Origin of the sequence: Halosolutus gelatinilyticus, assembly GCF_023028105.1 — an archaeon.
GTDB lineage: Archaea > Halobacteriota > Halobacteria > Halobacteriales > Natrialbaceae > Halosolutus > Halosolutus gelatinilyticus.
Genome location: NZ_CP095491.1, coordinates 3,533,148 through 3,557,065 on the forward strand (window position 1 = coordinate 3,533,148; position 23,918 = coordinate 3,557,065).

The following is a 23,918-nucleotide window of genomic DNA, read 5'->3' on the forward strand; positions in this document are numbered from 1 at the left end:
CGTCGAAGTCGGACGGCTCAGTCTTCGGCCGGAGCGGCCCCGTCCTCGTTCGCTCGATCGGCCCCGGGGACCTCCGTCACGTACCGCGCCCAGACGAGAAGCAGGCTCGGAAGGACGAACACGCTGACGAGGAACGACGTGACGAGCGCGAGGATGACCATCGTTCCGAAACTCGTCATCTGCGGGTGCGGGTGCAACAGGAGCGAGCCGAACGCGCCCACCGACGTGAGCGTACTTCCCAGGAGCGCGCCGCCGGTTCCGGTCACCGCCGTCCGTAACGCGCCGTACGCGTCGGGAGTTCGTTCGAACTCCTGGGCGAACCGATCACTGATGTGGATGTTGTAGTCCACGCCGAGCCCGACGACCAGGCTCATCAACAGCGCCGTCAACAGCGTCAGCGGAACCGAGAGCAGGTACATCCCGACGACGACGAGCCCGACCACCAGCGCGATCGGGACGACCGTCACCGCGCCGAGCGTCGCGCTGCCCTGGGCGACGCGGTAGACGACCATCAGGGCGACCCCCATGACGGACAGCGCGATCACCAGCGTCTGTAAGATGCCGTCGGTGAGCGCCGCTAGCTCCGCCTGGACGATCGTCGACTCGCCGACGGCGGTCGCGGTGAGGTCCGAGCCGTCCTCGATCGTCGACGCGGCCGCCCGCAGGTCGTTGGCCCGCTCGTCGAGGTCGCTCGTCCGCTCGACCGGAACGATCGCCCGCAGCGATCGATACTCGTCGGTAGACGACTCGTCCACCGTGGATCGCGATCCGTCGGATCCCTCACCCCCGTCGGTCCGCTCGACCACCAGCGCGGCCTGCTCCGGGGCGACCTCGTAGAGGTGATCGTACACCCCTTCCAGGTCGCGATCGGGAACCCCGTCGCCGTCCTCGTCGGCGTCGGCGACGGTCTGCGCGAACGACTCATCTTCCGCCGCGACCGACTGGATCACCGACGCCGGCGTGACGACGGTGCTCACGCCCGACCGTTCGAAGACGACGCCCCGATCGCGGGCCGTCTCCACGCCCCGATCGACCCGATCGAGCGTTCCGTCGGCTGTCACGTCGCCCTCGATCAGTAGCTGCGCCCGGTCGCTCTCGTCGTCTCCCGGCGACCGGTACGTGTCCTGAACGTACTGACTCTGGTGGATGAAGTCGGGATCCTCCCACGCGAGCGGTCCGGGAAGGTTCTGCTTCCACTCCGCGGTCTCCTCGGTCTGCTGCTGGAAGCTCTTCTCGTCGAGCGCGGTCCAGGCCACCGCGCCCGAGGCACCCGCGACGACCGCGATCACGATGACGATCGGGGCGGCCCGGGCGGCGAGGGTCACGCCGCCGCCGAGGAGCGGCCGGAGGTACGCCCCGTGACCCAGCGGGCGTTTGCGGCGATCGAGTCCGAACCGCTCGAGCAGCCCGTCGATGCTCAGCTTCAGCGCCGGGACGAGCGTCAGGAAGATGACGAACGCGGAGCCGATGCCGAGGGTGATCCCGACGCCGAGATCGCGAATCACGGCCAGCGGGTTCACGAGGTTCGAGAGGAACCCGATCGCGGCCGTGATCGTCACGAGTCCGAGCGCGATCGCGACCGCGCGGACCGCCCGCCGCATCGGCAGCCGAACCGGCTCTCCGTCCCCGCGTTGCTCCCTGTAGCGGTTGAACACGTGGAACCCGAAGTCGATGCTCAGCCCGGCGATCAACACCGGCCCGACGATCATCGTGATCCCCGCCGACACGCCGAGCCAGCCCATAATTCCGAACATCCAGAGGACAGAGACGATCACGCCGGTCATGCCGACGACGACGTCGACGAGATCGCGGTAACTGAAGGCCAGCACGGCGAGGATGAGCGCCAGTGCCACGGGCAGGATCAGCTCGACCGTATCCTGGTTGATCTGCTCGTTGGCCTCGACGATGGCGTGTTCTCCCAGCGTGAAGTACTCGGGATCGTCGCGTTCCTCGGCCGCCTCGTAGAGGACCCGCGTCGCCTCGCTCGGCGCGGCGCCGTCCTCGTTGGGTTCGAGGTAGAAGAGCATCCGGTGGCCGGTGGCTGACGCCGTTCCCGGTTCGTAGTCGGTCGGAAGCAGGTGCAGCGTCGACGCACCTTCGGCGAACGTCTCGCGGACCAGTTCGGCGACCTCCTCGTCGCTCGCGCCCTCGAGAGCCGTGATCTGCTCGTCAAGCCTCGCCTCCGGATCGCCGGCCGCCCGGGCCGCGACCAGGTTGGCGGCGCCGACGATCCGCTCGCCGTCCTGCTCGGTCAGGGAACCGGCGAGCCGATCGTCGCCGACGACCGCTCGCTGATAGCGAAGCGAGTCGAGCAGCGCCGTTTTCGAAAGGACGTTGCCGTCGGGATCGCGGACGTAGACGGCCGCCGGTACCGCGGCGTCCTCCTCGTCGCGGCCGTCGTCGTAGTGTTCGGCGATGTACTCGGCCTTCTGGGCCGGCCTCGTGTCGCCGAGCTCGTCGCCGCCCGCCTGACTGGCCGTATCGAGGTTCGTTATTCCGACCAGCATCCCCGCGGTGAGCACGAGCATCACCGCGATCACGATCCGATTGTGGTCGGTTACGAATCCGATGCAATCGTCGAGTGGCTTTTGAATCATACGTTTACTACTGAAGTCGTAACCGTGCGCGTCGCATCATAAGCATTTCTTTCCGTGACTGTACAATTATTTCTACATATTTAGATAGAGTATAATTACTGGCCCGAGAGCCATCCGTTGGCATACGGATCGATACGGGCGCGGGGTATTCGGGGCGCTGCCAGCTCTTCGTGGGATCGGGCGGGGCCGCGGTGATCGAGAGCCGACGGCCAAATCAGTCCCTTTTTACACGCAGGCGGGAAAGCACCGCCCATGAGCTTCGAGGAAGACGACCGCGTCGTCCTGCACGACGAGCACAGCGAGTTCGACGGAGAGACCGGCACCATCACCCAGACGATGGAGTCGATGTTCGGCGACGTCACCTACACGATCAGCTTCGAGGACGGCCAGGAAGCCGGCGTACCCGAGGACTCCCTCGAAGCGGCCGACGAGAACGAAGACGACGAATAAGCGAGGTACCGGCCGCGCCGGTACTTCGACCCGCGATCGATCCACAGTCCGCAGATGCCCCAGATTCCGCTTCACTACGTCGACGTACGGACGTTCTGCTACGCCACCGAGGACGAGAAACGCGTCGAGCAGGCGCTTCGCACGTTCCTCCCCGAGGAGTTCGAGATCGATCGGGTCGAGAGCGAAGGCCACTACGGCGATCGGATTCTCGTCCTCTCGGCGCGCGTCGAGGCGGCCGACGACGTCCGACACGTCCTCTCGCGACTCGCGGACCTCGAGGAGTTAGACGCCGTCCTCGCGGAGCTCGACGATCGGGTCACCGAGAACACCGAACTCTTCTTGCGACTGGACAAGCAGGCGGCCTTCGAGGACGAAGTTCGACTGGGTGACGGAATCACGTTCCGGGCGAAAGTCGAGGCCTACCCGGCGAAGAAAGAGCGGGCGGTCGAGAACGCCCGCGAGGTTCTCGAACGGTTGCGCGACGACGACTGACGCCGTCGCCCGGCCGAGCCGCGGCCCCGGTCCGAAGACGGGCCGGGGACGAAACGTACGAAATGCGCTCCGAAGCGGCGCGTCAGGTGTACACGTTATCTCCGTGCCGGGCGTACGTGTAACACCTATGGATCCTATGTGCCGTCGAACTGTCGCCTACACGGGCATCGCGGATCCCGGCGACGTCGAGTCGCCGCAGTGGATCGCTGCGTTCCCGACAAGTATCGTATTCCGGAGTGCGGTCGCCGGGTGTCCGACGCCCCGCGAAGCCGACCGTCAGAAAGCGTCACACGGACGTCGTGTATCGGGTGACGTCCCGTCCGTCTCTTTCGAGTGCGAAGCGCTACCGGTGGGTCGGTAACACAGATGGTCTGGTCGACGATTCACTCCGCTGCGCTTCAGTGGAATCCCCACACCCCGATCGTCTTCGCGTCGTTCGTGATCTGCACCGTTCTCGCGATCATCGCCTGGCGATACCGCGATCAGCCAGCTGCCGTCCCGTTCGCCGCGTTGATGGGGAGCTGTGCGTTCTACGCCGGCACGAAGGTTCTCGAGTACTCGGTGACGACGCTCGAGTGGAGCCTCTTCTGGTGGCGGATCCAGTATTTCGGCTGGGTGCTCATTCCGCCGGCGGCGCTGCTGTTCGCGCTCGAATACACCGGACGCGATCGGTGGATAACCCGCTCCCTGATCGTCGCGCTGGCGATCATGCCGACGATCACCCTCATACTCGCATTCACGTCCTGGTTCCCCGGGCTCATCATCCAGGATCCAACGATGGTCGCGGTCGGCGACGACGTCTACCTCGATCACGGCGTCAGACCGTGGTACCACATCGACGCCGTCTACACCTATCTGGTGCTGTGGATCGCGCTTCTGTTGTTGTTCGAAGCGTTCGTCGCGACGACGTCCGGGCAGCGCAACCAGGTCGGCCTCCTCGTCGTCGGCATCGCGCCGCTGGTCGTTCTCCCGCCGCTGTACTACTACGTCGGCCCGTCGCTGTTCGATCTGAGCGCGGCGTACGAACTCGAGCCGTACCTGTTCGTCTTCACCGGGTCCGTGTTCGCGTGGAGTCTGTTCAAGTACCAGGTACTGGATACCATCCCGGTCCCATTCGAATCGCTGCTCGAGACCACGCCCAACGGAGTTCTCGTCGTGGACGACAAGCACCGCGTGGTCGAGGCTAACCGAAACGCGCGCGCGTTCCTGGACGTGACCGGTCCGATCGTCGGCCAGTCGCTCGCGACGCTCTCGGAGCCGGCCGAACGGATCGACGCGATCCTCGCAGAGGAGCGAGACCCCGAAATCCGGGTCGGTGGCGGGGTGTACCGCGTTTCGTGCTCGCGACTCACCGACGCGCGCGGGGTCGAGTACGGCCACCACGTGGTCATCCAGGACGTCACCAAGCGCATCCAGTACGATCAGCTCCTCGAACAGCACAACGAACAGCTCGAGACGCTAAACCAAATGTTACGTCACGACATCCGCAACGACACGATGGTCGCGCTCGGCTGGACGGAGGTGTTGACCGACACGCTCGAGGGAACGCCGTTCGATGACGAGACGGCTCCCTATCTGGAGCGTATCGACCAATCCGTCAGGCACATCGTCGATCTCACGTTGATCGCGACGGAACTCTCGCAACCGGTCGAGACGCCGGGCGACAGCGGCCGTTCGATCTCGATCGAAACGGTCCTGGAAGAGGAGGTGGAAAAGGCGGCGAAGTCGTTCCCGGAGGCAGCGTTCGAACTCCACGAGACGCCGAATGTCGACGTCGTCGCGGACAGTGCGCTCGCGTCCGCCGTCAGCAACGTGCTTCGAAACGCCGTGGTCCACAACGACAAAGAGACGCCGCGAATCGACGTCTCGGTCGAAACGGTTGACGACCGAATCGCCGTTCACATCGCGGACAACGGTCCCGGAATTCCGGAATCGATGCGAGACCGAATCTTCGACCGCGGCGTCAAGGGCGAACGCAGCGACGGCAGCGGACTGGGCCTTCACCTGGTCCGGACGTTCGTCGAGTGGTACGACGGATCGATCGAGATCGACGACAACGAGCCCGAGGGGTCGATCTTCACGATCACCCTTCCGATCGTCGATCGATCGAACCGATCCGCGAACGAAACCGAAATCGCTTCGTAGGGTGTGATCTCCGCGGCTGTCAGTCCGCGTTCTCCTCGAGTCCCTTTCCGTCTTCCCGGAACTCCACGCGCGGGACGAACGGGCCGAAATCCGCAGTCCGGGAGGTGATCGAGGCGATCCGAAACGTGTAGACCAGCAGGACGACGAACGGGAGAAAGACGAACGTCACGACGGCGCTGACGACGAGCACGAGCACCCACGGCGTGCCGACGGCGTCGATGATCCGCGTGTAGGTCATCATGAAGATCCCGCCGCCGAGCAGCGTCGGGAACCCGACCACGAGCAACACCTTCGAGAGGTGAGCGAGTTCGTACTGCATGTACAGCGTCTTGAACGTCTGGCGCGCGATCGCGAGCAGGCCGAGCAGGTCGACGAGCAGGTCGAACGTCTCGATCGCTTCGTCCGACAGCTCGTCGGCGTAGTGCGTTCGAATCCGTCGGGCCGCGTACAGGTGGGCGCCGTTGAAGTGGCCCAGCACCGACGACAGGGCATCGAAGGTGCCGAAATCCGCGTCTTCGAGCGATCGGGAGACGATCGCGCCCTCGTTCGCGACGGCGTCGACGAAGTCCTCGAGGACCGCGGCGCGGTGCGGATCGTCCGGCTGACCCGCGATCGGTCGTAACTGCTCGGTTCGGTCGACGACGGAGTCGACGACCAGTTGCAGGAAGTCGGCCGGCGCCGCCGGACTGACCGGCGTCTCGGTCGCCTCCTCGACCTCGCGCCGGAAGGCGGCCATGGATTCGAAGCGATCTTCGAGGTCTCCCGGCCAGCCGAGTTCCTGCGAGAGGACCAGCTGGTTGATCGCGAGGACGATCGTGATGAACGGAAGCGTGCCGCCGACGATCGACCCGACGAGCGTCGTCGCGGTCGTCGGATCGGTGACCGGGATGTACCCCGCGAGTCCGATCACCGCGCACGTGGCGAAGACGACGACCGAGAACAGGCCCGCGATCGCGTACCGGTTCCCGTCGAGGAGGAACCAGCGTTTGAGCGGCGACTCGCGGAGCCGCGCGTGGACGAGGTCGCTTCGACTCACCTCGTCGTCGATCCGTTCGCTCGTACCGATACTGCGCTCGTCCGCGCTCATATCGACACGTCAACGTCGCGGCGGAAAAGCGTGGACGCATGCGTTGCCGGCCCTCGATCCGCGGCGAAGCCCCGTCGCGCGAACGGGGCGTTTTTGCCCGTCGCCGGTAACCGTGGCAGTATGGAAGTCCACGTCGTCGGCGGCGATTCGGTCCGCGAGGCGATCGTCGCCGCCCTCGAAGACGTCGACGTCACGGTTCGAGACGCCGATCCGACCGACCTCGACGGCGCTCGGTTCGCGATCGTCAGCGACGTCGCCGGCGCGGCGACCTTCGATCGCGCGAACGAGGCGGCTCGATCGGGATCGACGCCCTGGATCGGCGTCGAGATCGGCGGCGTCGGCGGCCACCCGATCGAGGAACTCGACGCCGCAGTCTCCGGCTTCGCGCCGGCTACAGGCTGTTTCGACTGCCTCCGAACGCGGGTCGCGTCGACGCTCGATTCGCCCGCCGAGCAGCCGCGAGCCGATCGGAGCGCGGCGCGGTTCGCCGGCGCCCTCGCGGGACGGGAGTGCGTCCGCGTCTTCAGCGGCGACGAGCGCTCGATCGTCGGCCACACGATCGAGGTTCCGCACGCCCGGCGGCGGTTTCTGCCCGTCCCGGGTTGTGACTGCGCGGCCGGCGAGCGGGACCGATCGCTCGATCGGGACGACGACGCGTTCGATCTCGAAACCGCCGTCGAGCGCGTCGAGCTGGCGATCGACGATCGGGTCGGTCTGGTGACCAGCGTCGGCGAGGCCGAGTCGTTCCCGGCGCCGTACTACCTGGCGACGACGGTAGAGACGGCGGGATTCAGCGACGCGAGCGCGGCGAAGCAGGCCGCGGGCGTCGACGAGGACTGGAACGCCGCGTTCATGAAGGCCGTCGGCGAGGGGCTCGAACGGTACTGCGCCGGCGTCTACCGGGATGCGGAGTTCGTCCACGCGAGCGAGGACGATCTGGAGCGCGTCGTGTCGCCGACCGACCTCGCTCGCCCGGACGACACCTCGACGTACGATCCGAGCGCGGAGCGCCGGTGGGTCGAGGGCGAAAACCTCGAAACCGGCGAGACGGTTCACCTCCCGGCCGCCGCCGTGCAGTTCCCTCAGCCCGGCGATCGGCTGGTGCCGGCGATCACGACCGGGCTCGGTCTCGGCTCGTCGACCGTCGACGCCCTGCTGTCGGGGCTGACGGAGGTGCTCGAACGCGACGCGACGATGCTGTCGTGGTACTCGACGTTCGAGCCGCTCGGCCTCGACGTCGACGACGATCGCTTCGCCAAACTCGAGCGACGGGCTCGCAGCGAGGGGCTCGCGGTCACGGCGCTGCTGGTCACGCAGGATATCGACGTTCCCGTCGTCGCGGTCGCCGTCCACCGTGATCCCGCCGACGGAGCGGGGGAGGATCCGGATGCGTGGCCGTCGTTCGCCGCGGGCTCCGCGGCGGCGCTCGACGCGACCGCCGCCGCGACGTCGGCGCTCGCGGAGGCGCTTCAGAACTGGACGGAACTGCGCGGTCTGGGCCCCGAGGACGCGGACGACGCCTCCGGCGCGATCGGCGAGTACGGCTCCTCCCCCGAGCCCGCGCGGACGTTCGTCGACGTCGATCGGACGATTCCGGCGGCGAGCGTCGGTCCGGACCCCGCGCCGACGGGCCGAGACGCCCTCGAGACGCTCGTCTCACGGACGACCGAGTGCGGGCTGACGCCCTACGCGGCACGGCTCACCACGCGCGACGTCGAACAGTTGGGATTCGAAGCCGTACGGGTCGTCGTTCCGGGCGCACAGCCGCTGTTCACCGGTGAGCCGTTCTTCGCCGATCGAGCCGGATCGGTTCCGGCCGACCTGGGATTCGAGCCGCGGCTCGATCGGCCGTTCCACCCGTACCCCTGACAGACGATAGAATCAGCCGCCGCCGTCCGTCTCGCGGTCCGCGTCGTCGGTCGTCTCGTTCCCGCCGGCCGTCTCGTTCCCGTCACCCGTCACGTTCTCCGCCTCGTTCTCGTCGAACACGAGTTCGATCGCGATGTCGTCCGCGTAGACGGTAATCAACACGAGTTGCGTCTCGGGCGAAATCCGGGTGGTATCGACGGAACTCGACTCTTGGCCCTCGAACCGGACCGCGCGGAACCGCTGTTCGGTCTTCTTCAAGTGGGGCGGACGGACGCGTTCGTCCGCCCGGACCGAGTAGCTTTCGTCGTAGGTATGGCGATCCGTCTCGGTCGTGTAGGCTTCGAGCCGGATGTTCTGTGCGCGATCGCTCTCGTTCGTGATTTCGATCGGGATCACGCCCTGGATTCCACCGAAGTGGCTCTGGATCCCCTCGATACAGCCTGCGAGCCCCGCCATCGCGGCGACGCCGGCGGACCGGAGTACCGTACGGCGCTTCACGATCGGAGTTCGGGACCGGACGTACGTAGGCGTTGCCTTTCGCCCGAGCCGATCGGCTCGATCGCGGGGCCGTCGCGCACGGGCGCTCCGGTTACAGTTCCTTCTCGATCACGTAGCCCCACGTCTCGTAGCCGTTGCGCTCGTAGAACTCGTGCACTCCGTCCTTCAAAGCGGGGGAGGCCAGCGCGACGTACTCGCACCCCCGGTCGGTCGCCCACGACTCGACGTCGTCGACGAGCGCCGTGCCGTGGCCCTCGCCCCGACGGGGGCCGTCGACGACCAGATCGTAGAGCCAGGCGTGCCGGACGTGGTGGAGGTGGTGCGCCTCGAGCACGCCGGCGACGCCGATCAGAGTCCTGCCGTCGAACCGGCCGAACAGGTGGTAGTCGTCGCTGCCGGTCCAGGACAGGACCGACGCCGGGTCTGCGTCGGTCCAGAGCTGTCGAAGGATCGGAACGGCCAGCCGTCGTTCGGATTCGGTTTCGAGTACGCGAGTGTCCATGGGACCCCGTTCGGTCCTATCGTCACAAACGTACCGGGGCTGTGCCAGCCATTCTCATCCTCGTCCGTTCCCCCTCGTCACCTGGTCGCACGAGGGTTTTTATCACACTGTACGAATGACCGCGCATGGAGAAGATCGCGATCGACGACGTCGACGTCGAAGTAAATCCGATGGAAGTCCACTCGGTCAGGCGGCCGATCTCGGCGGCGCTCGGCTTCACGGACTTCGCGATGAACTACTTCGAACTCGAACCCGGCGAGTCGTTCTCCGGCGGGATGCACACCCACTACGATCAGGAGGAGGTGTTCTACGTGCAGGAGGGTACGGTGACCTTCGACACCGAAGACGGCGAAGTGACGGTCGAGGAGGACGAGGTCATCCGGTTCGCGCCGGGCGAATTCCAGACGGGCTACAACGACTCCGACGATCGGGTCGTCGGGTTCGCGTTCGGCGCCCCCGGCGCGCAACACGACTGGAACGAACTCGAATCGCTGGTCTACTGTCGTCACTGCGAGGCGGAACTGGGCCACGGCCTCGAACTCACGGACGAGGGGGCGTTCCGGCTGACCTGCACCGAGTGCGAGAACTCGGTTACGCTCGGCTAAGATCCAGGATCGCCGGACCCGGTTCGATCGGTCAGTCGGATCCGAATTCGATCGGTCGAACCCGATTACCCGGTCTTGTAGACGCCGCGGGCGTTCGCGATCCGCGGCCCGTCGGGTCCGTCGCCCGTCGGGTCGGCGGCGGCGGTCGCGTAGACGTCGACGTCGACGACGCCGACGTCGCCGCCGCAGCGAACGACGTCCGCCTCGGCGTACAGGTCACCCGTCCCCGCGGACAGGTAGTCGATCCGCATGTCGATCGTCGGGACCGGCTGTTCGACGATCGAGACGAGCGCGGCGCCGCCGACCGTGTCCGCGAGCGTGAAGGTGACGCCGCCGTGGGCCATCAGTTCGTCGGCGTTCCACGACAGTTCCTCGCGCATCTCCAGTCGGCCTTCGGCGTGGCCGTCCTCGGCCGCGGTTACGTCGACGCCCAGCAGGTCGGCGAACGGCATCTCCTGGAAGAATCCTTCGATGTCCATGCCGCCGAGTGTGTCGGGCAGGCGCTTAAATCTGGGGCGCCGTTCGGCCCGACCGCGATCGGTCCCGGGCGGCGGTCGACTCCCGCGTCGGTCCGCGCCGTCGAACCGGCGGGGACCGTTCACATGTCAACATCGCTCCTTTCGTAGATGTGGTGTGTTAGACAGTACTGTGAGTGACGGTGGCACGTTTGGCGCGGTCGGCCGTTTCGACGCCGGAATCGGTTTCCGCGGGGGACGCGACGGAGATCGATCGACGGCCGCTCGCCGTCGAACGCGGCGCACCGACCGTGGACCGTGACTCGACGAAGTGAGACAATGACACGAAACGGAACGATGGCCGTGATCGGCGGTCTCTCGCTGGGATCGCTGATCGCGGCGAGCATCGGATGGTACCGGGTGTTCTCGTACGTCGCAGCCGCGTTCATCGTCGCCGTGGTGGCGGCGGCTGCGATCGAACAAAACGACGGCGATTTCGACGTCGCGCCGTACGCGGGGATGGTCGCCGCGCTCGGGACGACCTTCCTGATCGGCCTCTCGGGGATCTGGCTGCTGTGGGACCCCGGCGTCACCGAGTACAGCTACGCGCTCGGCCTGCCGACGTCCACGCTGGTCTACTTCGCGTTCATCTGGCTGGCCCCGTTGGCGGTGGCGATCTACTACTCGCTGGCGTTCGATCGGATCGCCGGCGAGGAGATCGTCGACGAGATCATCGGGGACGCGCGCGAACGGCAACGGCGGGAGTCGTTCCCGCTCCAGCCGGAGGGCTCGCGACCGGAGACGGAGCCCGCCGCGACGGAGGTGACCGATGACTGACCTCCCGCTGGCCCCGCTCCAGGAGGGCGGGATCCCCGTCGCCGAAGACCCGGTGATCATCGCCTTCGGCGCGGCGTACCTGTTCGTCGTCGTTCTGATCGGCGCGTGGGGGTACATGCGGACCCACTCCACCAGCGATTTCCTGATCACCGGGAAGAGCGTGGGAACGTGGGTCCTCGCGATGACCGCCTTCTCGGTGATCCAGTCCGGCTTCGGCTTCGTCGGCGGCCCGGAACTGGTCTACGCGTTCGGAACGACCCCGCTGTGGATCTTCTTCACCGCGCCGCTTGGCTTCCTGATCACGTGGATCGTACTCGCAAAGCGGATGCGGTTGCTCGCCGACATCCGCAACGTGTTGACGCTCGCGGACGCGATGTACGTCCGGTACGAGAGCGACTGGGTCCGCGGGCTCACCGGCCTCGCCGTGGTCGTCGGGGTGATCGCGTACCTCGCGACGAATCTCGCCGCGCTCCAGTTCGTCATGCGCGCGATCTTCGGCATCCCCGTCATCTGGGGGCTGCTCGGCGGCGCGTTGATTCTGCTGCTGTACAGCATGCTCGGCGGCATGATCGCCGGCGTCTGGACGGACTTCCTGCAGGCGCTCACGATGATCGTCGGGGCCGCGTTCGTCTTCGCGTACGCGATGTCGTTCGGCGGCGGCATGGAGACGATCTCGCGGAACCTCGTGACCGCCGACCCCTCGCTCATCGGCCCGTTCGGCGCGATGGGCGGCGCGTCCGCCGCAGTACTCGTCGCGATCGCCTGGTGGATCCTGTTCTCGGTCGGCGCGGCGGGTCAGCCCCACCTCATCACGAAATTCTACATGAGCCGCAACATGACGATCCTCAAGTGGGGCGCGCCGATCGCGGCCATCTCGTACGCGATCTCGAGTATGATCGCCTTCTCCGCGGGACTGTCGATGCGGGCGATGGTCGAGGCCGGCGAGATCTCGGAGACGTTCGACGCCTCGGAGGTCGGCCCCGTCTTCGTCCTCGAGTACACGCCGAGCGTCGTCGCCGGCCTGATCCTCGCGGCGCTGCTGGCGGCGATCATGTCGACGAGCGACTCGTTTCTCAACATCGGCGCGGCGGCCGTCTCGCGGGACATCCCGCGCGCGATGGGCCGCCCGATCGAGGACGACCGGACGGAGCTGCGGGTCACCCAGGCCGCGCTGGCGGGGCTGACGGTGCTCGCGACCGGCGTCGTCTACTTCTCGGACGCGCTCGTCGGCATCCTCGGAACGATCGGCTGGGGCTTCTTCGCCGCCGCGTTCGTCCCGATCGTCGTCTTCGGCATGAACTGGAAGGGGGCGACGAAAGAGGGGGCGATCCTGGCCGTCCTCGGCGGCCTGTTCGTGAACATCGTCTTTAGCGCCCTGCCCATGGCCCTCGACGTCGCCGGAGGCGATGACTGGGCAGAGTGGATCATGGGGTGGTACCCGTACCCGGAGGTCTTCCCCGTCGGCACCGTCGCGCTGCTGGTGGCGATCGTCCTGTTCGTGGGCGGCTCGCTCCTGACCCAGGAGGGCGCGGAACTGCCGGCCGACCTGCACACGCTCATGGAGCGATAGCGCGATGGGTACGATAGCGATGGCCTGTAAGGACGACGAAGTCGAACTCGCCCGGTTCACGAAGTGGCTCCGCCGGCGTCCGAACTCGATCGAGTTCTGGGAACTGGTGGTAACCGACGAACGCCTCGTCTGGTGCTTCGTCGGCGAGTCCTACCGATCGCTGCTGTTACGTGCGGACGTGGGCGAACGCGACCGGGCGATCGTCGCCGACAGCGCGATCGGCGAGCTGGAGGACCTCGACGAACGGAACTTCTCCGCGCCGATCGAGGCCCTCGAGGCGATTCGTCACGTCGACGGAACGCGGTTTCGACGCGCCCGACTCGAACTCGAGTGGCGAGACGAGGAGGGGAGTCGGTACGGCGGGGAGATGGCGCTGGTCAGCACCGGTGCGGCCGAGTCACAGACGGCTCTCGTCGCCGCGCTCGAGGACGACCCCCGCCTCGAACACGTCGATATCGAACTCGAAACGCCGCGCTGGCCGTTTTTCTGAGGCGGCCTTGCCGGCCTCGCCGAACGCCGATCGCGCTGCGCGGACGCCGAGCAGATCGGACACCGGACGGCTGACGACGGTATTCAGTTATCTTTACACCCCCAGCCGAACGCCGTCCAGCCGCCGTCGGCGGTGAGCACCTCTCCCGTGACGAAGTTGTCTCTCGACGCGAGGAACTCGACGCAGGTCGCGACTTCGTCCGGCGTTCCGAACCGATCGAGCGGCGTCCGATCTCTGATATCCTGCTTGTCGAATCCGGTCTCGTCTTGTGCCTGTTCGACCATCTCGGTCATGATGTACCCCGGCGCGAGCGCGTTCACCTGGATGTCGTGTTCCGCCCACTCGACGGCGAGACACCGGGTGAGGTTGTTAACGCCGCCCTTCGTCGTGTTGTACGGCGTCCTGTCCTGTTGACCCATGCTTCCCATCATGCTCGAGATGTTGACGATGCTCCCGCCGTCTCCCTGTTCGATCATCCGGGCTCCGGCCGCCTGCGCGCAGAAGAAGGAGCCCGTCAAGTTCACGTCGACGACCTGTTGCCAATCCTCGGGCGAGATCTCCTCCGCGGGACCGCGAATGTTGATCCCGGCGTTGTTCACCAGCACGTCGAGGCGACCGAAGCGATCGACGGTTTCGTCGATCAAGGTTTCGACGGACGGTTTCTCGCTCACGTCCACCTCGACCGCGTGAGCCGAGCCGCCGTTCGCTTCGATCGAGTCGACGACTCGCTCGCAGTCCTCGATCGATCGCGAACAGATCACGGCGTTATCGCCGTTCTCCGCGAACCGCGTCGCGATCCGTTTTCCTAACCCTCTGGTCGAGCCCGTTACGATCACCGTTCGCTCGTCCGGTTCGATCGCCATAACGCGCCAGATTCCGTCACCCTGACGCTTAATTACTTTGGTAGTGGTTCGGATAGATGTCATCGACTTCTCGTATCAGAATCGTCACGTTCGACTCCTGCTTCCGAAGGTCGAGCATCGACTTCGGTTTTCGATCGGGGTTCGGTACCGATGGCCAACGGACCCGTCATGCGCGCGTCAAAAACCGGGACGCGCCGTTCGAAGACCGATCGAGACGCGATCTCGGAGTCGATTTCGGGCCGCTCGAGGCATCAGACGGACGGTTTTTCACGGAGAACAACGAGGTACCACGCATGTCGACACCGGATCCATCGGCGGCAGAGATCGACACGACACTGTTCATCACCGTCTCCGGTCCGCCGGGGTGTGGCGCGACGACGCTCTGCGAACGACTCTCCGCGGCGATGGGATGTCCGTACGTCTCCGGCGGCGACATCTTCCGCGAGATCGCGGAAGAACGAGACATGAGCTTGACTCAGCTGACCGCGGAGGCCGAGTCGTCGGACGAGATCGACCGTGCGTTAGATCAGCGCCTCCAGCAGATCGCCGAGAAGTGGGGGATGGCGAACAAGCCGTTCATCCTCGAATCCCGCCTCGCGGGCTGGCTCGCCGGCGATCGAGCCGACCTCCGAATCTGGCTCGACGCACCCGAAGACGTTCGCTCGAGGCGAATCGCAGACCGCGTCGAGACCGAAGCCGAGATGCGCGTCCGCGAGGTTAGCGAGGCCGGCCGCTACCAATCGTACTACGAGATCGACATCGACGATCGGGAGTTCTACGATCTCAACGTCAACACCGCCCGCTGGAGCAAGGAAAGCGTGTTCCAGCTCGTCCGAACGGCGCTCGACGAGTACGACCCCGACGTCGACGAAGGCGCGTTCTCGACACCGGACATCGACCTGTAGCCCGACGTCCTCACTCGGGTCGCCCGAAGCCGCTCGCGTGCGCCGGCCGCCGCAGCGGCGTCGCGGCGAATCCTTCTTGATTCGTGTCGACAAATAGCACGGTATGTCGCACTACGTCACCGTCAGCGGCGAGACGTACGAAGAGGCTCGCGAGTCGTTCTCGTGGGACGCGCCGGAGGGGTTCAACGCGGCCGACGATCTGGTCGGCAAACACGACGGCGATCGGGTCGCGCTCTACCAGTTCGACGACGACGGTCACCGCGAGGAGTACACCTTTGCCGACCTCGACGCGCGGTCCGACGCGGTCGCGAGCGCCCTCGAGTCCCGCGGCGTCGAGCGCGGCGATCGGGTTGCCGTCGTCGTGCCGCAGAAGCCCGCGAACGTCCTCACGCACCTCGCTTGCTGGAAGCTCGGCGCGATCTCGCTGCCGCTGTCGGTGCTGTTCGGCGACGACGCGCTGCGCTACCGGCTCACCGACAGCGAGGCCCGCGCAGCCGTCGTCGACGCCGGTCAGTGGGAGACGCTGCGCGAGGTCGCGCCGGACTGTCCGGCTCTCGAGTCCGTCCTCGTGGTCGACGGCGGACTCGCGGACGCGACTCGAACCGGCGACGCGACGGCCGAACCGTTCGACGGGGCCGTCGACCGGAACGAGACGGCGTTCGACCGCGCCGACACCGACGCCGACACGCCCGCGATCATCATCTACACCAGCGGCAGCACCGGCGAACCGAAGGGCGTCCTCCACGCCCACGGCGTTTGGCTCGGCCACTGCCCCGCCTTCCAAATGTACTTCGAGCGTGACGTTCGCAGCGAGGACGCCGTCTACTGGACGCCGGCCGACTGGGCCTGGATCGGCGCGCTCGGCGACGTAGTCTTCCCGGCCTGGCACTACGGCCGGCCCGTCGTGGGCCACCCGACGGGCTCGTTCGATCCCGGGCGGGCGTTCGAGATCGCGGAGACGTTCGACGTGACACACGCCTTCCTCCCGCCGACCGCGATCCGGATGCTCATGGGCGTCGACGAACCGACAGAGGAATACAACCTCTCGCTCGAGGCGATCTGCTCCGGCGGGGAACCCTTGACGCGAGAGATCCTCGAGTGGGCCGACGAGGAACTCGCGGGCGTGGTCGTCAACGAACTCTACGGCCAGACGGAGGCGAACCTGCTCGTGACCAACTGTCGGGGGTGGTTCCCCGCGAAGCCGGGCAGCATGGGGAAACCGGTTCCGGGCCACGACGTCGCCGTGCTCGATTCGGAAACCGGCGAGCGGGTCGGACCCGGTGAGATCGGCGAGATCGCGGTCCGGCGCGGCGACGATCCGGTGCTCTTCCGGGAGTACTGGAACGCCCCCGAGAAGACCACACGGGTGACGCTCGAGGACGGGCCGGGCTGCGGTGAGCAGAGCGATGCGATGCGATCCTCATCAGACGTCCCGTCTGATGGCGATACGTGGCACCTCACGGGTGACTTGGCCGAGCGTGACGAGGACGGCTATCTCTGGTTCGCCTCGCGCGACGACGACCTCATCAACACGAGCGGCTACCGCGTCGCGCCGCGAGAGGTCGAAGAGACCGTTCTCGAGCACGAGGCCGTCGAACAGGTCGGCGTCGTCGGCGTGCCGGACGAGACGCGCGGCGAGATCATCAGGGCGGTCGTCCAGCCGGTCGACGGCGCCTCCGGGAGCGACGACCTGCGAAGCGAGATTCAGGATCTGGTTCGCGAGAAATTAGCCGAATACGAGTATCCGCGCGAACTCGAGTTCCGCGACGAGCTGCCGACCACGACGACCGGGAAGATCCGGCGGTCGGCGTTACGATCGTAGCAGCAATGCGAGTTCGACGCCCGCGGCCGCATCCGGGCCGTTTGTGTCGTCAATTCGGGAGCGGCGGCCACGTCGTCGCCACGGTCTCTCGTATGAGTTGGGTCTGTGCGCGGCGGAGTCGTTCGGATACCGAAGAGGCGGAAACGCCCAGCTCGGAGGCGACCTCCCGCAAGGTCGTTCGACGAGGGATGTCGAAATACCCCAGTTCGTAGGCCGTTCGAAGAGCCTCGTCTTGACGGTCTGTCAGTCCGTCTCCCGGTGACTCAGACTCTCGATCACGGGTGAGACGGTGTAACTGGAATCCGCAGTTGCGTTGCCAAAACGACGAGAACGCGGTGAAGGCGTTCCGATCGGCGAACCAGCCCGTCTGTTGCCATCCGTCCGATTTCACCTCGATTCGTTCGATAACGGCATCAGCCGTGGCGAGGGCCTCGAGGCCCGCAAGATCGTCGACGTCGTCGCCGAGTTGCGCTTCCAGGCTCAACGCGGGCTCTATCTGATACCGGCGCGTCTCCTCGGCCCGCCCGATCAGCGTCCACGCCCCGACATCGTCAGCCGCAGCGAAGGCGCCCTCGATCGCAGTCCGAGATCCGCCGATGGCAGTAGCGAGAAACAACGGCCGCTCGCCGTGAGCGAACTGTAGGTCGAGCGTGATCGTCGCTTCGGCCGCTTCCTTCGCAACCTCGACGAGCGGAAGCGCATCGCAGTGAATCTCGAACTCAGCGACGAGGCTCATACGGTATCGTTCGCGTGGATGCTAATGGGATCGTCGAAACGTCGGTGTATTGCAACGAACGGCGTGGTCGTTTCGGCAGCCAATCACCTCTTATAAACGCCCGCATCGCTGAGAGTGCAGCTTAGTCCGACCGCACGCGAACGCAGATAGACATGCAGACGACATACACGACGAATGGAACTGAAGTCAGTTACGAACGGCACGGCGACGGTCGGTCGTTGATCCTCCTCCATGGCGGGATGGCTCCTCGAGAGTACTGGAATCCAGTTGTTCCGCATCTCGAGGCGTATACGATCGTTATCCCTCAACGACCGGGATTTGGAACGCGTCTTGATGAACCGGCAACGGGTGCAGACGAAATACTGACGCGTGAGACCGAGTACGTGCGAGCGCTCGTCGACGACGTCGACGGCGTTCCGGTGCTCTTCGGTCACTCCTACGGCGGGCTTACCGCGATCGAGGCGGCGACCGATGCGATGGTCGAAGCGGTCGTCGCCTACGAACCAGCAGTGCTCCCCCGCGAGTTCCGAATGCGAGTCGATCTCGCCGATCGGATGGAAGAACTCATCGCAGACGGGAAACGCCGTGAAGCGGTAAAACGATACGTAGATCTAGTTCTCCATTCCGGCGAAATCGACGACCTCGACGCGTGGTTAACGGACTGGCCCGTCTGGCCGGATTGCGTCGACCTCGCCGAGGAAGTTGCCCGGATGAATCGTGCCGTCGAGCAGTACCGGCTTCCCGACCGGTTCGATATCGACGTCCCCACGCTCGTACTGACCGGCACTCACGGACCCGACTTCCTTCGCGAAGGCGCTCGCGAAGTCCACGAGGCGCTCTCGCACAGCCGACTGGTCGAGTTCGACGCTATCGGCCACAGCGGTCCCGTCGAGGCGCCGGAATTGATTTCAGCGGAAGTCGATATCTTCGTGAATAGCCGGTGCTAGAAACGGCACTCCGGAATACGTGTCTCGGTCGTTCAAATAGCGAACTGTTTAGTCGCCGTCGGGCGAGTAGTTCGGCGCCTCGTCCGTGATGACGACGTCGTGGGCGTGGCTCTCGGCCTGGCCGGCCGAGGAGATGCGGACGAACTCTGAGCGCTCCTTGAACTCGGGGATCGTCTCCGCGCCGACGTAGCCCATGCCGGACTGCATGCCGCCGGCTAGCTGGTGGAGTTCGGACTGGAGCGTGCCCTTGTACGGCGTGGCGGCTTCGACGCCCTCCGGGACGTACTCCTCCTCGTCCTCGGGATCGTCCTTGAGGTAGCGATCGCCGTCGCCGGATTTCATCGCCCCCACGGAGCCCATGCCGCGGTACTGCTTGTACTTCTTGCCGTTCATGGTGACGACGCGGCCCGGGGCCTCGTCGGTGCCGGCGAAGTACGAGCCAAGCATGACCGCGTCCGCACCCGCGGCGATCGCCTTGATCGCGTCACCGGAGTAGCGGATGCCGCCGTCGGCGATGACGGGCACGTCGTGTTCGCTCGCGACGTCGGCCACCTGCGCGACGGCCGTGATCTGGGGCATCCCGGAGCCGGAGACGACGCGGGTCGTACAGATCGAGCCGGGTCCGATGCCGACCTTGATGCCGTCGGCGAAATCGACGATGTCCGCGGCGGCTTCGCGCGTCCCGATATTCCCGACGACGACGTCCGCCTCGACGGCGTCCGCGATCTCCCGGGCGCTGTCGATCACGTTCAGATTGTGGGCGTGTGCGCAGTCGATGAACAGGACGTCGGCGCCCGCTTCGTCGGCGGCCTCGGCCCGATCGACCTCGAACGGGCCGACGGCGACGCCGACGCGGAGCCGCCCCTCTTCGTCGCGAACGGCCTCCTTGTACTCGCGGCGTTGGAGGATGCCCTGCATCGTGACGAGGCCGACCAGCAGGTTCTCGTCGTCGACGACCGGCACGCGCTCGATCTTGTGGTCGTACATCAGATCGAACGCCTCTCGGGCGTCGACGTCCTCGGGGGCCGTGATGACCTCGTCGGTCATCGCCTCCGTGACGAGGTCGTCCTCGTTGACCTCGAGGTGGGGCCGGATGTCGGTGCTCGAAATGATCCCGAGGACTTCGCCGCGCGTGTTGACGACGGGGGCGCCGCCGACGCCCGCGCGGGCCATCATCTCGTCGACCTCCTTGACCGTCATCTCCGGGTCCGCGGTGACGACCGAGTCGTGCGGGATGATGAGCTCGTCGGCGCTCTTGACCTGCTCGATCTCCTCGACCATCTCGTCGACATTCATGTTGCGATGGAGGACGCCCAGGCCGCCGTGGCGAGCCATCGCGATCGCCATGTCGCTCTCGGTGACGGTGTCCATCGCGGCCGAGAGGATCGGGACCGCCACCTCGACGGACTTCGAGACCCGGGAGGTGAGGTCGGCGTCGTCCGGTTCGACACGGCTCTCCTTGGGTCTGAGGAGGACGTCGTCGAACGTCAGCGCTTCCGGTACTCGCAGTTTCGAAGAATAGGGCTCGTGCTCGGGAACGTCGTTCGCCATGTCAACCGTCCGGACCCGTCGGCAAAAAGCGTTGCGAGATAGAACCGGGTGTGAACGCGTGACGAAGCCGTCGACGGTCGATTTCCGTCACCGAACGTAGCGCCCGTTCGGACCGCCCGCGGGCGAGTTCGATCGGCTGACCGCCGAGCGCCGATCGACTCGCGGGTCGTCGCTTCAGGTCGGTGTGCTGATCGAATCGCTGGGTTTTCGGAGCTCGTGCGGACGGGGCCGACGTGTCGGCGCGCCGTCTTTCGGTTGTCGGTCGTCTACCCGAGTTGCAGATTCGTTCACCTTCGTCGGGAAATGCGTGCTATTGTGGAAATATCGCCGAGTTGTGCAACGCCATCCCACGGAAGGCTTATTGAGGCCCCGGTTCTCGTATCCTCTATGTACACTGTGAGTTCCAGTGCTTCCCGGTTCGATGGCCAGACGAGTGTCGACTCGGACGCCTCCTTTAATTTCGGGAATTTTACACTGAAACTCACAGCACGAGGCCGCAAACGGACGATGAACTGGCTTCCGCGTTCGGAGTCAGGATCGCACCGTCCACCTCATCACCCGATGGCCTCGGGTCACGGCCATCGACCCTGAGAGATGAGTGCGTCTCGACACCCGGTCGCCCTTCGTCTCGAGCGGATAGTCGGCGGTGACGCGAGGCTGTTAGCGCTGGTGATGATGCTGCCGTTAGTCGACGGCATTTTCCCCGCATTGATCCTCGCGGGCGCGCTCGACGGCCCGATGGGCGCGATCCAGGTCGGCCTGCTGATCTTCGGCGGGAGCGCGACCGTCGCGGTAATCCTCGCCGAGATGAGCGGCACGCCCCGCGAACAGGCGGGGATCGTCTTGCTCGTCGGCGTCCCGCTGATCCTGCTCGCGGCTGTGCAGGCGGCGCTCGCACCGGCGATCGAGAGCGTCGTCGACATCGTTATCTTCGAGCGGTTCGCCGCGCTCGTGATCGCCGCCATCGCGGCCAAGACCGCGAGCGCGACGATCGGCGACTACCTGCCCAGTCCCGTCACCATCATCGGACTCGGACTAGTTGCAAGCCTCGACCCAACCGGCGCCTCGATCGTCGTGATGGACGACCCGGTCCTCGTCGCGCACGCGACGCTCGCGGCGGCGGTCGGCGTCGCCTTCGCGCTCTCGATCGCGCTCGGCGGCCCGTACCTGCGCGAGTACATGGATATCGATCGGTTCCGCTTCGGCAGCGCGGTCGCGCTCGGCCTGCTCCCGCTGTCGCTGCTCGGGATGGCGTTCGGCCAGGCCCCGCTGGCGGCGCTGCTGGTCGCGGCCGTCTTCGCCCTCGACATCCCGTTCGGTCGAGGGTCGGACGCCTCCGACTCTTCTGACTCTCAGAAGTCGCCGGCACCGGCCGACCCCGGCGATATGCCGTCCGTGCCGCGCGGCTCCGCCGAGTCGTCGGTCGCCGACGGCGGCTCGCGATCGCCCTCGTCGTTCGTCCCCGCCGTCGGTACCGGCCCGCTCACGGACGGCGGCGATTCCGACGGCTCGTCGACGATCGACGCGATCGATTCGGCGATCCGATCGTCTGTCGGTGCCAGTAACGAGGACGATGCGGATGACGTCGACGCGCGCAAGGACGAGGACGCAAACGACGGCGTCGAGGAGGGGCCGTACCCCGGCGACGACAGCACGGAGACCGAAGGCCGAGCTCCGTGGCTGTGACGGAGGGCGCAGTCGACTCGTTTTACAACCGCTCTGCGGTCGCGTCCTTGCGTTCCGATCGACGGACACGTACTGCTACCCCGCGTCAGTGGGACGAGACCGTTCCGTGACGCGAATCGAAACCACTTTAGGGAGCATGCCCCAACGGAGTGACGAGGGGTCGTGGCCAAGCCAGGCATGGCGACTGACTCCAGAGGCACCGCGCCCGGGACGACACTCCAGACTGATATACTGATCGGACACCTGATCAGTGTCCGTGTGATGACCCTCTGGAGTTCCGAGGCGCACCGGAGATATCAGTCGATCGGGGGTTCAAATCCCTCCGACCCCATTCACGTCTTAAATTTACCGTGATTTTCATATAGTTCCCCCCTAGAGAACTCTCTTCTAACGGGGGTGGTACTTGATGCAGCGGCGGAGCCGATCCGTTCGAGGGTCACCCGGTTCAACGAGTGCTACGAGGATCTTCCGTCTCACGTCCAAGCGGTTTGCCACGGGGATTCTGACTACGTCGCGACTGACGGGGGTGAGCAGCAGTGAGCGATCGTATCTCAAGCGGTATGAATCAATCCCGATCCGTGTCGATATGGTTGAATTCGATCCAGATCCCGATCAGGATACCGACGAAGAGTACGGCTATCACCGCCATACCGATATTGTCTGACCACCCGCCGAGTGCTGGCACCACGAATCCGCCGATCCACCCCACAAGTATCCCTCCGAGCGCGACTGCTGCGATTAGTAGTATCAGAAGGCGATCGGTAAGCTCACTCATACCAAACTTCACGCTCCTAACAAAGATAAACAGGCAGCCTGAATTAGCTATACCGCTCCCAATCGGTCGGAACGCCTCGATTCGACACGGCGATTAGTTCACTCGAGTACCGATCGATTCGTCTCAAATTCTGAGAACGCTACGCGAAATAACGGAATGACGGCCGGTGAGCCGTAAGCAGTTCGGCGTTACGAGTGTCGAATCACTGCGAGAGGTGACGAGTTTTACAGGTATTTTGTGTTGATAGTGAACAGTCCAGCAAACCAGGCAGCCAGGCCCAATAATACGATTCCGGAGAGACCAGTCGTAAGAACAGCATCCGTCTGAGATGTTCCCAGCAGGACAACGATCGCGAACAAAACAGAGAGGACGCCAGTCACACCGAGTGCACTGGCCACACCGAGTCGCCAATTGGCGAAGTGGACTTCAGGCATCCGTCGGCGAACAGTGCGAACGACGGCAGCACCGATCAGTCCAAGAGCGACGAGGTATACACCAAAGACCGCAGGGAAAATGATTCGTGGCCCGAAAGCGCCTCCCACGGTGCCGAATCCAATGAGGAGAATATAGCCCGGGATTCGGAGGGGATGGACCTGAACTCCGTAAGTAAGACCGGACAGGCACGCAAGAATTACTGTGGCGATGACAGCGTCCCTAACGAACGGGCTTCGGTTTGCGTAGACCATATTTGTAATATCGATTAGCGCTGTGAAAAGCACACTGCCTCCACTGAATAACTATCTCCTCTGTATCGCGGACGGAGGACGCACATCAGAACCGTTTTTCCAAAGCTGTGAAATGCCGATCTGCTATCGCCTGACTAGCTATCAATCACCGATACCGTCATCCTTTCTTGCCACGTTATTTCGCAACAGGAGGAATGAAATATACCGGATTGGAGTCAGTATGATAAGGTCGACAATATGAGCTACTAAAACAATACGGAGGATCCGAGATACTGGAAAGAGAACGCTGTAATAGCGGTTGTGCTGTCCGCCTCAGTCAGGTATTCGCCGCCGGATTGGGGTTCGTCGAT

Annotated in this window: 23 protein-coding genes and 1 tRNA gene; 14 read left to right on the forward strand and 10 right to left on the reverse strand. The window is 65.2% G+C overall.

Annotated elements, in window-relative coordinates:
* Positions 1-17: 17 nt before the first annotated feature.
* The gene (locus MUH00_RS17340; protein WP_247000730.1) at positions 18-2,597 is read right to left on the reverse strand and encodes an efflux RND transporter permease subunit; all 2,580 of its coding nucleotides are present in this window, start codon (positions 2,595-2,597) and stop codon (positions 18-20) included.
* A gap of 252 nt (positions 2,598-2,849) precedes the next feature.
* Here MUH00_RS17340 and MUH00_RS17345 point away from each other — a divergent pair, with 252 nt between their 5' ends.
* From MUH00_RS17345 to MUH00_RS17355, 3 genes are all read left to right on the forward strand, one after another.
* Positions 2,850-3,047, forward strand: coding sequence for a DUF1918 domain-containing protein (locus MUH00_RS17345; protein ID WP_247000732.1), 198 nt, complete (start codon positions 2,850-2,852; stop codon positions 3,045-3,047).
* A 54-nt stretch (positions 3,048-3,101) separates the two neighbouring features.
* Entirely contained in the window at positions 3,102-3,539 is a 438-nt protein-coding gene (locus MUH00_RS17350; RefSeq protein WP_247000734.1) for an RNA-binding protein, read from the forward strand.
* 366 nt (positions 3,540-3,905) lie between these two features.
* A complete protein-coding gene (locus MUH00_RS17355; RefSeq protein WP_247000736.1) occupies positions 3,906-5,684 on the forward strand; it encodes a histidine kinase N-terminal 7TM domain-containing protein in 1,779 nt (592 codons plus the stop codon).
* Positions 5,685-5,703: 19 nt separating this feature from the next.
* Here MUH00_RS17355 and MUH00_RS17360 read toward each other — a convergent pair whose 3' ends face one another.
* Complete coding sequence (locus MUH00_RS17360; RefSeq protein ID WP_247000738.1) at positions 5,704-6,771, reverse strand: DUF7972 family membrane protein; 1,068 nt, start codon at positions 6,769-6,771, stop codon at positions 5,704-5,706.
* Positions 6,772-6,891: 120 nt separating this feature from the next.
* Here MUH00_RS17360 and MUH00_RS17365 point away from each other — a divergent pair, with 120 nt between their 5' ends.
* Entirely contained in the window at positions 6,892-8,640 is a 1,749-nt protein-coding gene (locus MUH00_RS17365; RefSeq protein WP_247000740.1) for a YcaO-like family protein, read from the forward strand.
* Between the two features lie 12 nt (positions 8,641-8,652).
* Here MUH00_RS17365 and MUH00_RS17370 read toward each other — a convergent pair whose 3' ends face one another.
* Positions 8,653-9,138: a twin-arginine translocation signal domain-containing protein gene (locus tag MUH00_RS17370; RefSeq protein WP_247000742.1), complete on the reverse strand. Its 486-nt coding sequence runs from the start codon at positions 9,136-9,138 to the stop codon at positions 8,653-8,655.
* 91 nt (positions 9,139-9,229) lie between these two features.
* A complete protein-coding gene (locus MUH00_RS17375) occupies positions 9,230-9,640 on the reverse strand; it encodes a GNAT family N-acetyltransferase (RefSeq protein WP_247000744.1) in 411 nt (136 codons plus the stop codon).
* Between the two features lie 125 nt (positions 9,641-9,765).
* On the opposite strand from MUH00_RS17375, the gene MUH00_RS17380 reads away from it, so the two are divergent.
* Positions 9,766-10,245 (forward strand): cupin domain-containing protein, encoded by a 480-nt coding sequence (locus MUH00_RS17380; RefSeq protein ID WP_247000746.1) that lies wholly within the window; start codon positions 9,766-9,768, stop codon positions 10,243-10,245.
* A 65-nt stretch (positions 10,246-10,310) separates the two neighbouring features.
* Here the strand turns inward: MUH00_RS17380 and MUH00_RS17385 are convergent, their stop codons facing one another.
* Positions 10,311-10,724 (reverse strand): PaaI family thioesterase, encoded by a 414-nt coding sequence (locus MUH00_RS17385; RefSeq protein ID WP_247000748.1) that lies wholly within the window; start codon positions 10,722-10,724, stop codon positions 10,311-10,313.
* Positions 10,725-11,039: 315 nt separating this feature from the next.
* Here MUH00_RS17385 and MUH00_RS17390 point away from each other — a divergent pair, with 315 nt between their 5' ends.
* The 3 genes from MUH00_RS17390 to MUH00_RS17400 are packed head-to-tail and all read left to right on the forward strand — an operon-like array spanning position 11,040 to position 13,597.
* Positions 11,040-11,537 carry a hypothetical protein gene (locus MUH00_RS17390; RefSeq protein ID WP_247000750.1) on the forward strand — a complete coding sequence of 166 codons (498 nt, stop codon included), beginning with the start codon at positions 11,040-11,042 and terminating at the stop codon, positions 11,535-11,537.
* Positions 11,530-13,107, forward strand: coding sequence for a sodium/proline symporter (locus MUH00_RS17395; RefSeq protein ID WP_247000752.1), 1,578 nt, complete (start codon positions 11,530-11,532; stop codon positions 13,105-13,107). The genes MUH00_RS17390 and MUH00_RS17395 overlap by 8 nt, the downstream gene beginning before the upstream one ends.
* Before the next feature lie 4 nt (positions 13,108-13,111).
* The gene (locus tag MUH00_RS17400; protein ID WP_247000754.1) at positions 13,112-13,597 is read left to right on the forward strand and encodes a hypothetical protein; all 486 of its coding nucleotides are present in this window, start codon (positions 13,112-13,114) and stop codon (positions 13,595-13,597) included.
* An 83-nt stretch (positions 13,598-13,680) separates the two neighbouring features.
* Here MUH00_RS17400 and MUH00_RS17405 read toward each other — a convergent pair whose 3' ends face one another.
* Complete coding sequence (locus MUH00_RS17405) at positions 13,681-14,460, reverse strand: SDR family NAD(P)-dependent oxidoreductase (protein WP_247000756.1); 780 nt, start codon at positions 14,458-14,460, stop codon at positions 13,681-13,683.
* 293 nt (positions 14,461-14,753) lie between these two features.
* Between MUH00_RS17405 and cmk the strand changes: the two genes are divergently transcribed.
* Both cmk and MUH00_RS17415 read left to right on the forward strand, forming a co-directional pair.
* A complete protein-coding gene (gene cmk / locus MUH00_RS17410; RefSeq protein WP_247000758.1) occupies positions 14,754-15,365 on the forward strand; it encodes a (d)CMP kinase in 612 nt (203 codons plus the stop codon).
* 103 nt (positions 15,366-15,468) lie between these two features.
* Positions 15,469-17,187 carry an acetate--CoA ligase gene (locus MUH00_RS17415; RefSeq protein ID WP_247000760.1) on the forward strand — a complete coding sequence of 573 codons (1,719 nt, stop codon included), beginning with the start codon at positions 15,469-15,471 and terminating at the stop codon, positions 17,185-17,187.
* A gap of 49 nt (positions 17,188-17,236) precedes the next feature.
* On the opposite strand, the gene MUH00_RS17420 is transcribed toward MUH00_RS17415, so the two are convergent.
* Positions 17,237-17,923, reverse strand: a complete 687-nt coding sequence (locus MUH00_RS17420) for a helix-turn-helix domain-containing protein (RefSeq protein ID WP_247000762.1) — start codon at positions 17,921-17,923, stop codon at positions 17,237-17,239.
* Positions 17,924-18,075: 152 nt separating this feature from the next.
* On the opposite strand from MUH00_RS17420, the gene MUH00_RS17425 reads away from it, so the two are divergent.
* Positions 18,076-18,870: an alpha/beta fold hydrolase gene (locus MUH00_RS17425; RefSeq protein WP_247000764.1), complete on the forward strand. Its 795-nt coding sequence runs from the start codon at positions 18,076-18,078 to the stop codon at positions 18,868-18,870.
* A gap of 48 nt (positions 18,871-18,918) precedes the next feature.
* Here the strand turns inward: MUH00_RS17425 and guaB are convergent, their stop codons facing one another.
* Positions 18,919-20,421, reverse strand: coding sequence for an IMP dehydrogenase (guaB, locus tag MUH00_RS17430; protein ID WP_247000766.1), 1,503 nt, complete (start codon positions 20,419-20,421; stop codon positions 18,919-18,921).
* A gap of 387 nt (positions 20,422-20,808) precedes the next feature.
* Between guaB and MUH00_RS23340 the strand changes: the two genes are divergently transcribed.
* The 3 genes from MUH00_RS23340 to MUH00_RS17440 all read left to right on the forward strand — a co-directional run bounded on the left by MUH00_RS23340 (position 20,809) and on the right by MUH00_RS17440 (position 22,438).
* Positions 20,809-21,012 carry a DUF8099 family protein gene (locus MUH00_RS23340; protein ID WP_486606277.1) on the forward strand — a complete coding sequence of 68 codons (204 nt, stop codon included), beginning with the start codon at positions 20,809-20,811 and terminating at the stop codon, positions 21,010-21,012.
* 3 nt (positions 21,013-21,015) lie between these two features.
* Entirely contained in the window at positions 21,016-22,107 is a 1,092-nt protein-coding gene (locus MUH00_RS17435; protein ID WP_247000768.1) for a DUF5794 domain-containing protein, read from the forward strand.
* A gap of 156 nt (positions 22,108-22,263) precedes the next feature.
* Positions 22,264-22,438: transfer RNA gene (locus MUH00_RS17440), tRNA-Trp, on the forward strand.
* 234 nt (positions 22,439-22,672) lie between these two features.
* On the opposite strand, the gene MUH00_RS17445 is transcribed toward MUH00_RS17440, so the two are convergent.
* The gene (locus tag MUH00_RS17445; protein WP_247000770.1) at positions 22,673-22,882 is read right to left on the reverse strand and encodes a hypothetical protein; all 210 of its coding nucleotides are present in this window, start codon (positions 22,880-22,882) and stop codon (positions 22,673-22,675) included.
* Positions 22,883-23,106: 224 nt separating this feature from the next.
* Positions 23,107-23,568, reverse strand: a complete 462-nt coding sequence (locus MUH00_RS17450; protein ID WP_247000772.1) for a hypothetical protein — start codon at positions 23,566-23,568, stop codon at positions 23,107-23,109.
* Positions 23,569-23,918: the final 350 nt, after the last annotated feature.

Coding starts and splice junctions, on each gene's coding strand:
- MUH00_RS17345 (WP_247000732.1), top strand. CDS start 2,850: ATGAGCTTCGAGGAAGACGACCGCGTCGTCCTGCACGACGAGCACAGC.
- MUH00_RS17400 (WP_247000754.1), top strand. CDS start 13,112: ATGGGTACGATAGCGATGGCCTGTAAGGACGACGAAGTCGAACTCGCC.
- MUH00_RS17435 (WP_247000768.1), top strand. CDS start 21,016: ATGAGTGCGTCTCGACACCCGGTCGCCCTTCGTCTCGAGCGGATAGTC.
- MUH00_RS17420 (WP_247000762.1), bottom strand. CDS start 17,923: ATGAGCCTCGTCGCTGAGTTCGAGATTCACTGCGATGCGCTTCCGCTC.
- MUH00_RS17385 (WP_247000748.1), bottom strand. CDS start 10,724: ATGGACATCGAAGGATTCTTCCAGGAGATGCCGTTCGCCGACCTGCTG.
- MUH00_RS17340 (WP_247000730.1), bottom strand. CDS start 2,597: ATGATTCAAAAGCCACTCGACGATTGCATCGGATTCGTAACCGACCAC.
- MUH00_RS17445 (WP_247000770.1), bottom strand. CDS start 22,882: ATGAGTGAGCTTACCGATCGCCTTCTGATACTACTAATCGCAGCAGTC.
- MUH00_RS17395 (WP_247000752.1), top strand. CDS start 11,530: ATGACTGACCTCCCGCTGGCCCCGCTCCAGGAGGGCGGGATCCCCGTC.
- MUH00_RS17375 (WP_247000744.1), bottom strand. CDS start 9,640: ATGGACACTCGCGTACTCGAAACCGAATCCGAACGACGGCTGGCCGTT.
- MUH00_RS17425 (WP_247000764.1), top strand. CDS start 18,076: ATGCAGACGACATACACGACGAATGGAACTGAAGTCAGTTACGAACGG.
- MUH00_RS17415 (WP_247000760.1), top strand. CDS start 15,469: ATGTCGCACTACGTCACCGTCAGCGGCGAGACGTACGAAGAGGCTCGC.
- MUH00_RS17365 (WP_247000740.1), top strand. CDS start 6,892: ATGGAAGTCCACGTCGTCGGCGGCGATTCGGTCCGCGAGGCGATCGTC.
- MUH00_RS23340 (WP_486606277.1), top strand. CDS start 20,809: ATGTACACTGTGAGTTCCAGTGCTTCCCGGTTCGATGGCCAGACGAGT.
- MUH00_RS17360 (WP_247000738.1), bottom strand. CDS start 6,771: ATGAGCGCGGACGAGCGCAGTATCGGTACGAGCGAACGGATCGACGAC.
- MUH00_RS17405 (WP_247000756.1), bottom strand. CDS start 14,460: ATGGCGATCGAACCGGACGAGCGAACGGTGATCGTAACGGGCTCGACC.
- MUH00_RS17350 (WP_247000734.1), top strand. CDS start 3,102: ATGCCCCAGATTCCGCTTCACTACGTCGACGTACGGACGTTCTGCTAC.
- cmk (WP_247000758.1), top strand. CDS start 14,754: ATGTCGACACCGGATCCATCGGCGGCAGAGATCGACACGACACTGTTC.
- guaB (WP_247000766.1), bottom strand. CDS start 20,421: ATGGCGAACGACGTTCCCGAGCACGAGCCCTATTCTTCGAAACTGCGA.
- MUH00_RS17450 (WP_247000772.1), bottom strand. CDS start 23,568: ATGGTCTACGCAAACCGAAGCCCGTTCGTTAGGGACGCTGTCATCGCC.
- MUH00_RS17390 (WP_247000750.1), top strand. CDS start 11,040: ATGACACGAAACGGAACGATGGCCGTGATCGGCGGTCTCTCGCTGGGA.
- MUH00_RS17380 (WP_247000746.1), top strand. CDS start 9,766: ATGGAGAAGATCGCGATCGACGACGTCGACGTCGAAGTAAATCCGATG.
- MUH00_RS17355 (WP_247000736.1), top strand. CDS start 3,906: ATGGTCTGGTCGACGATTCACTCCGCTGCGCTTCAGTGGAATCCCCAC.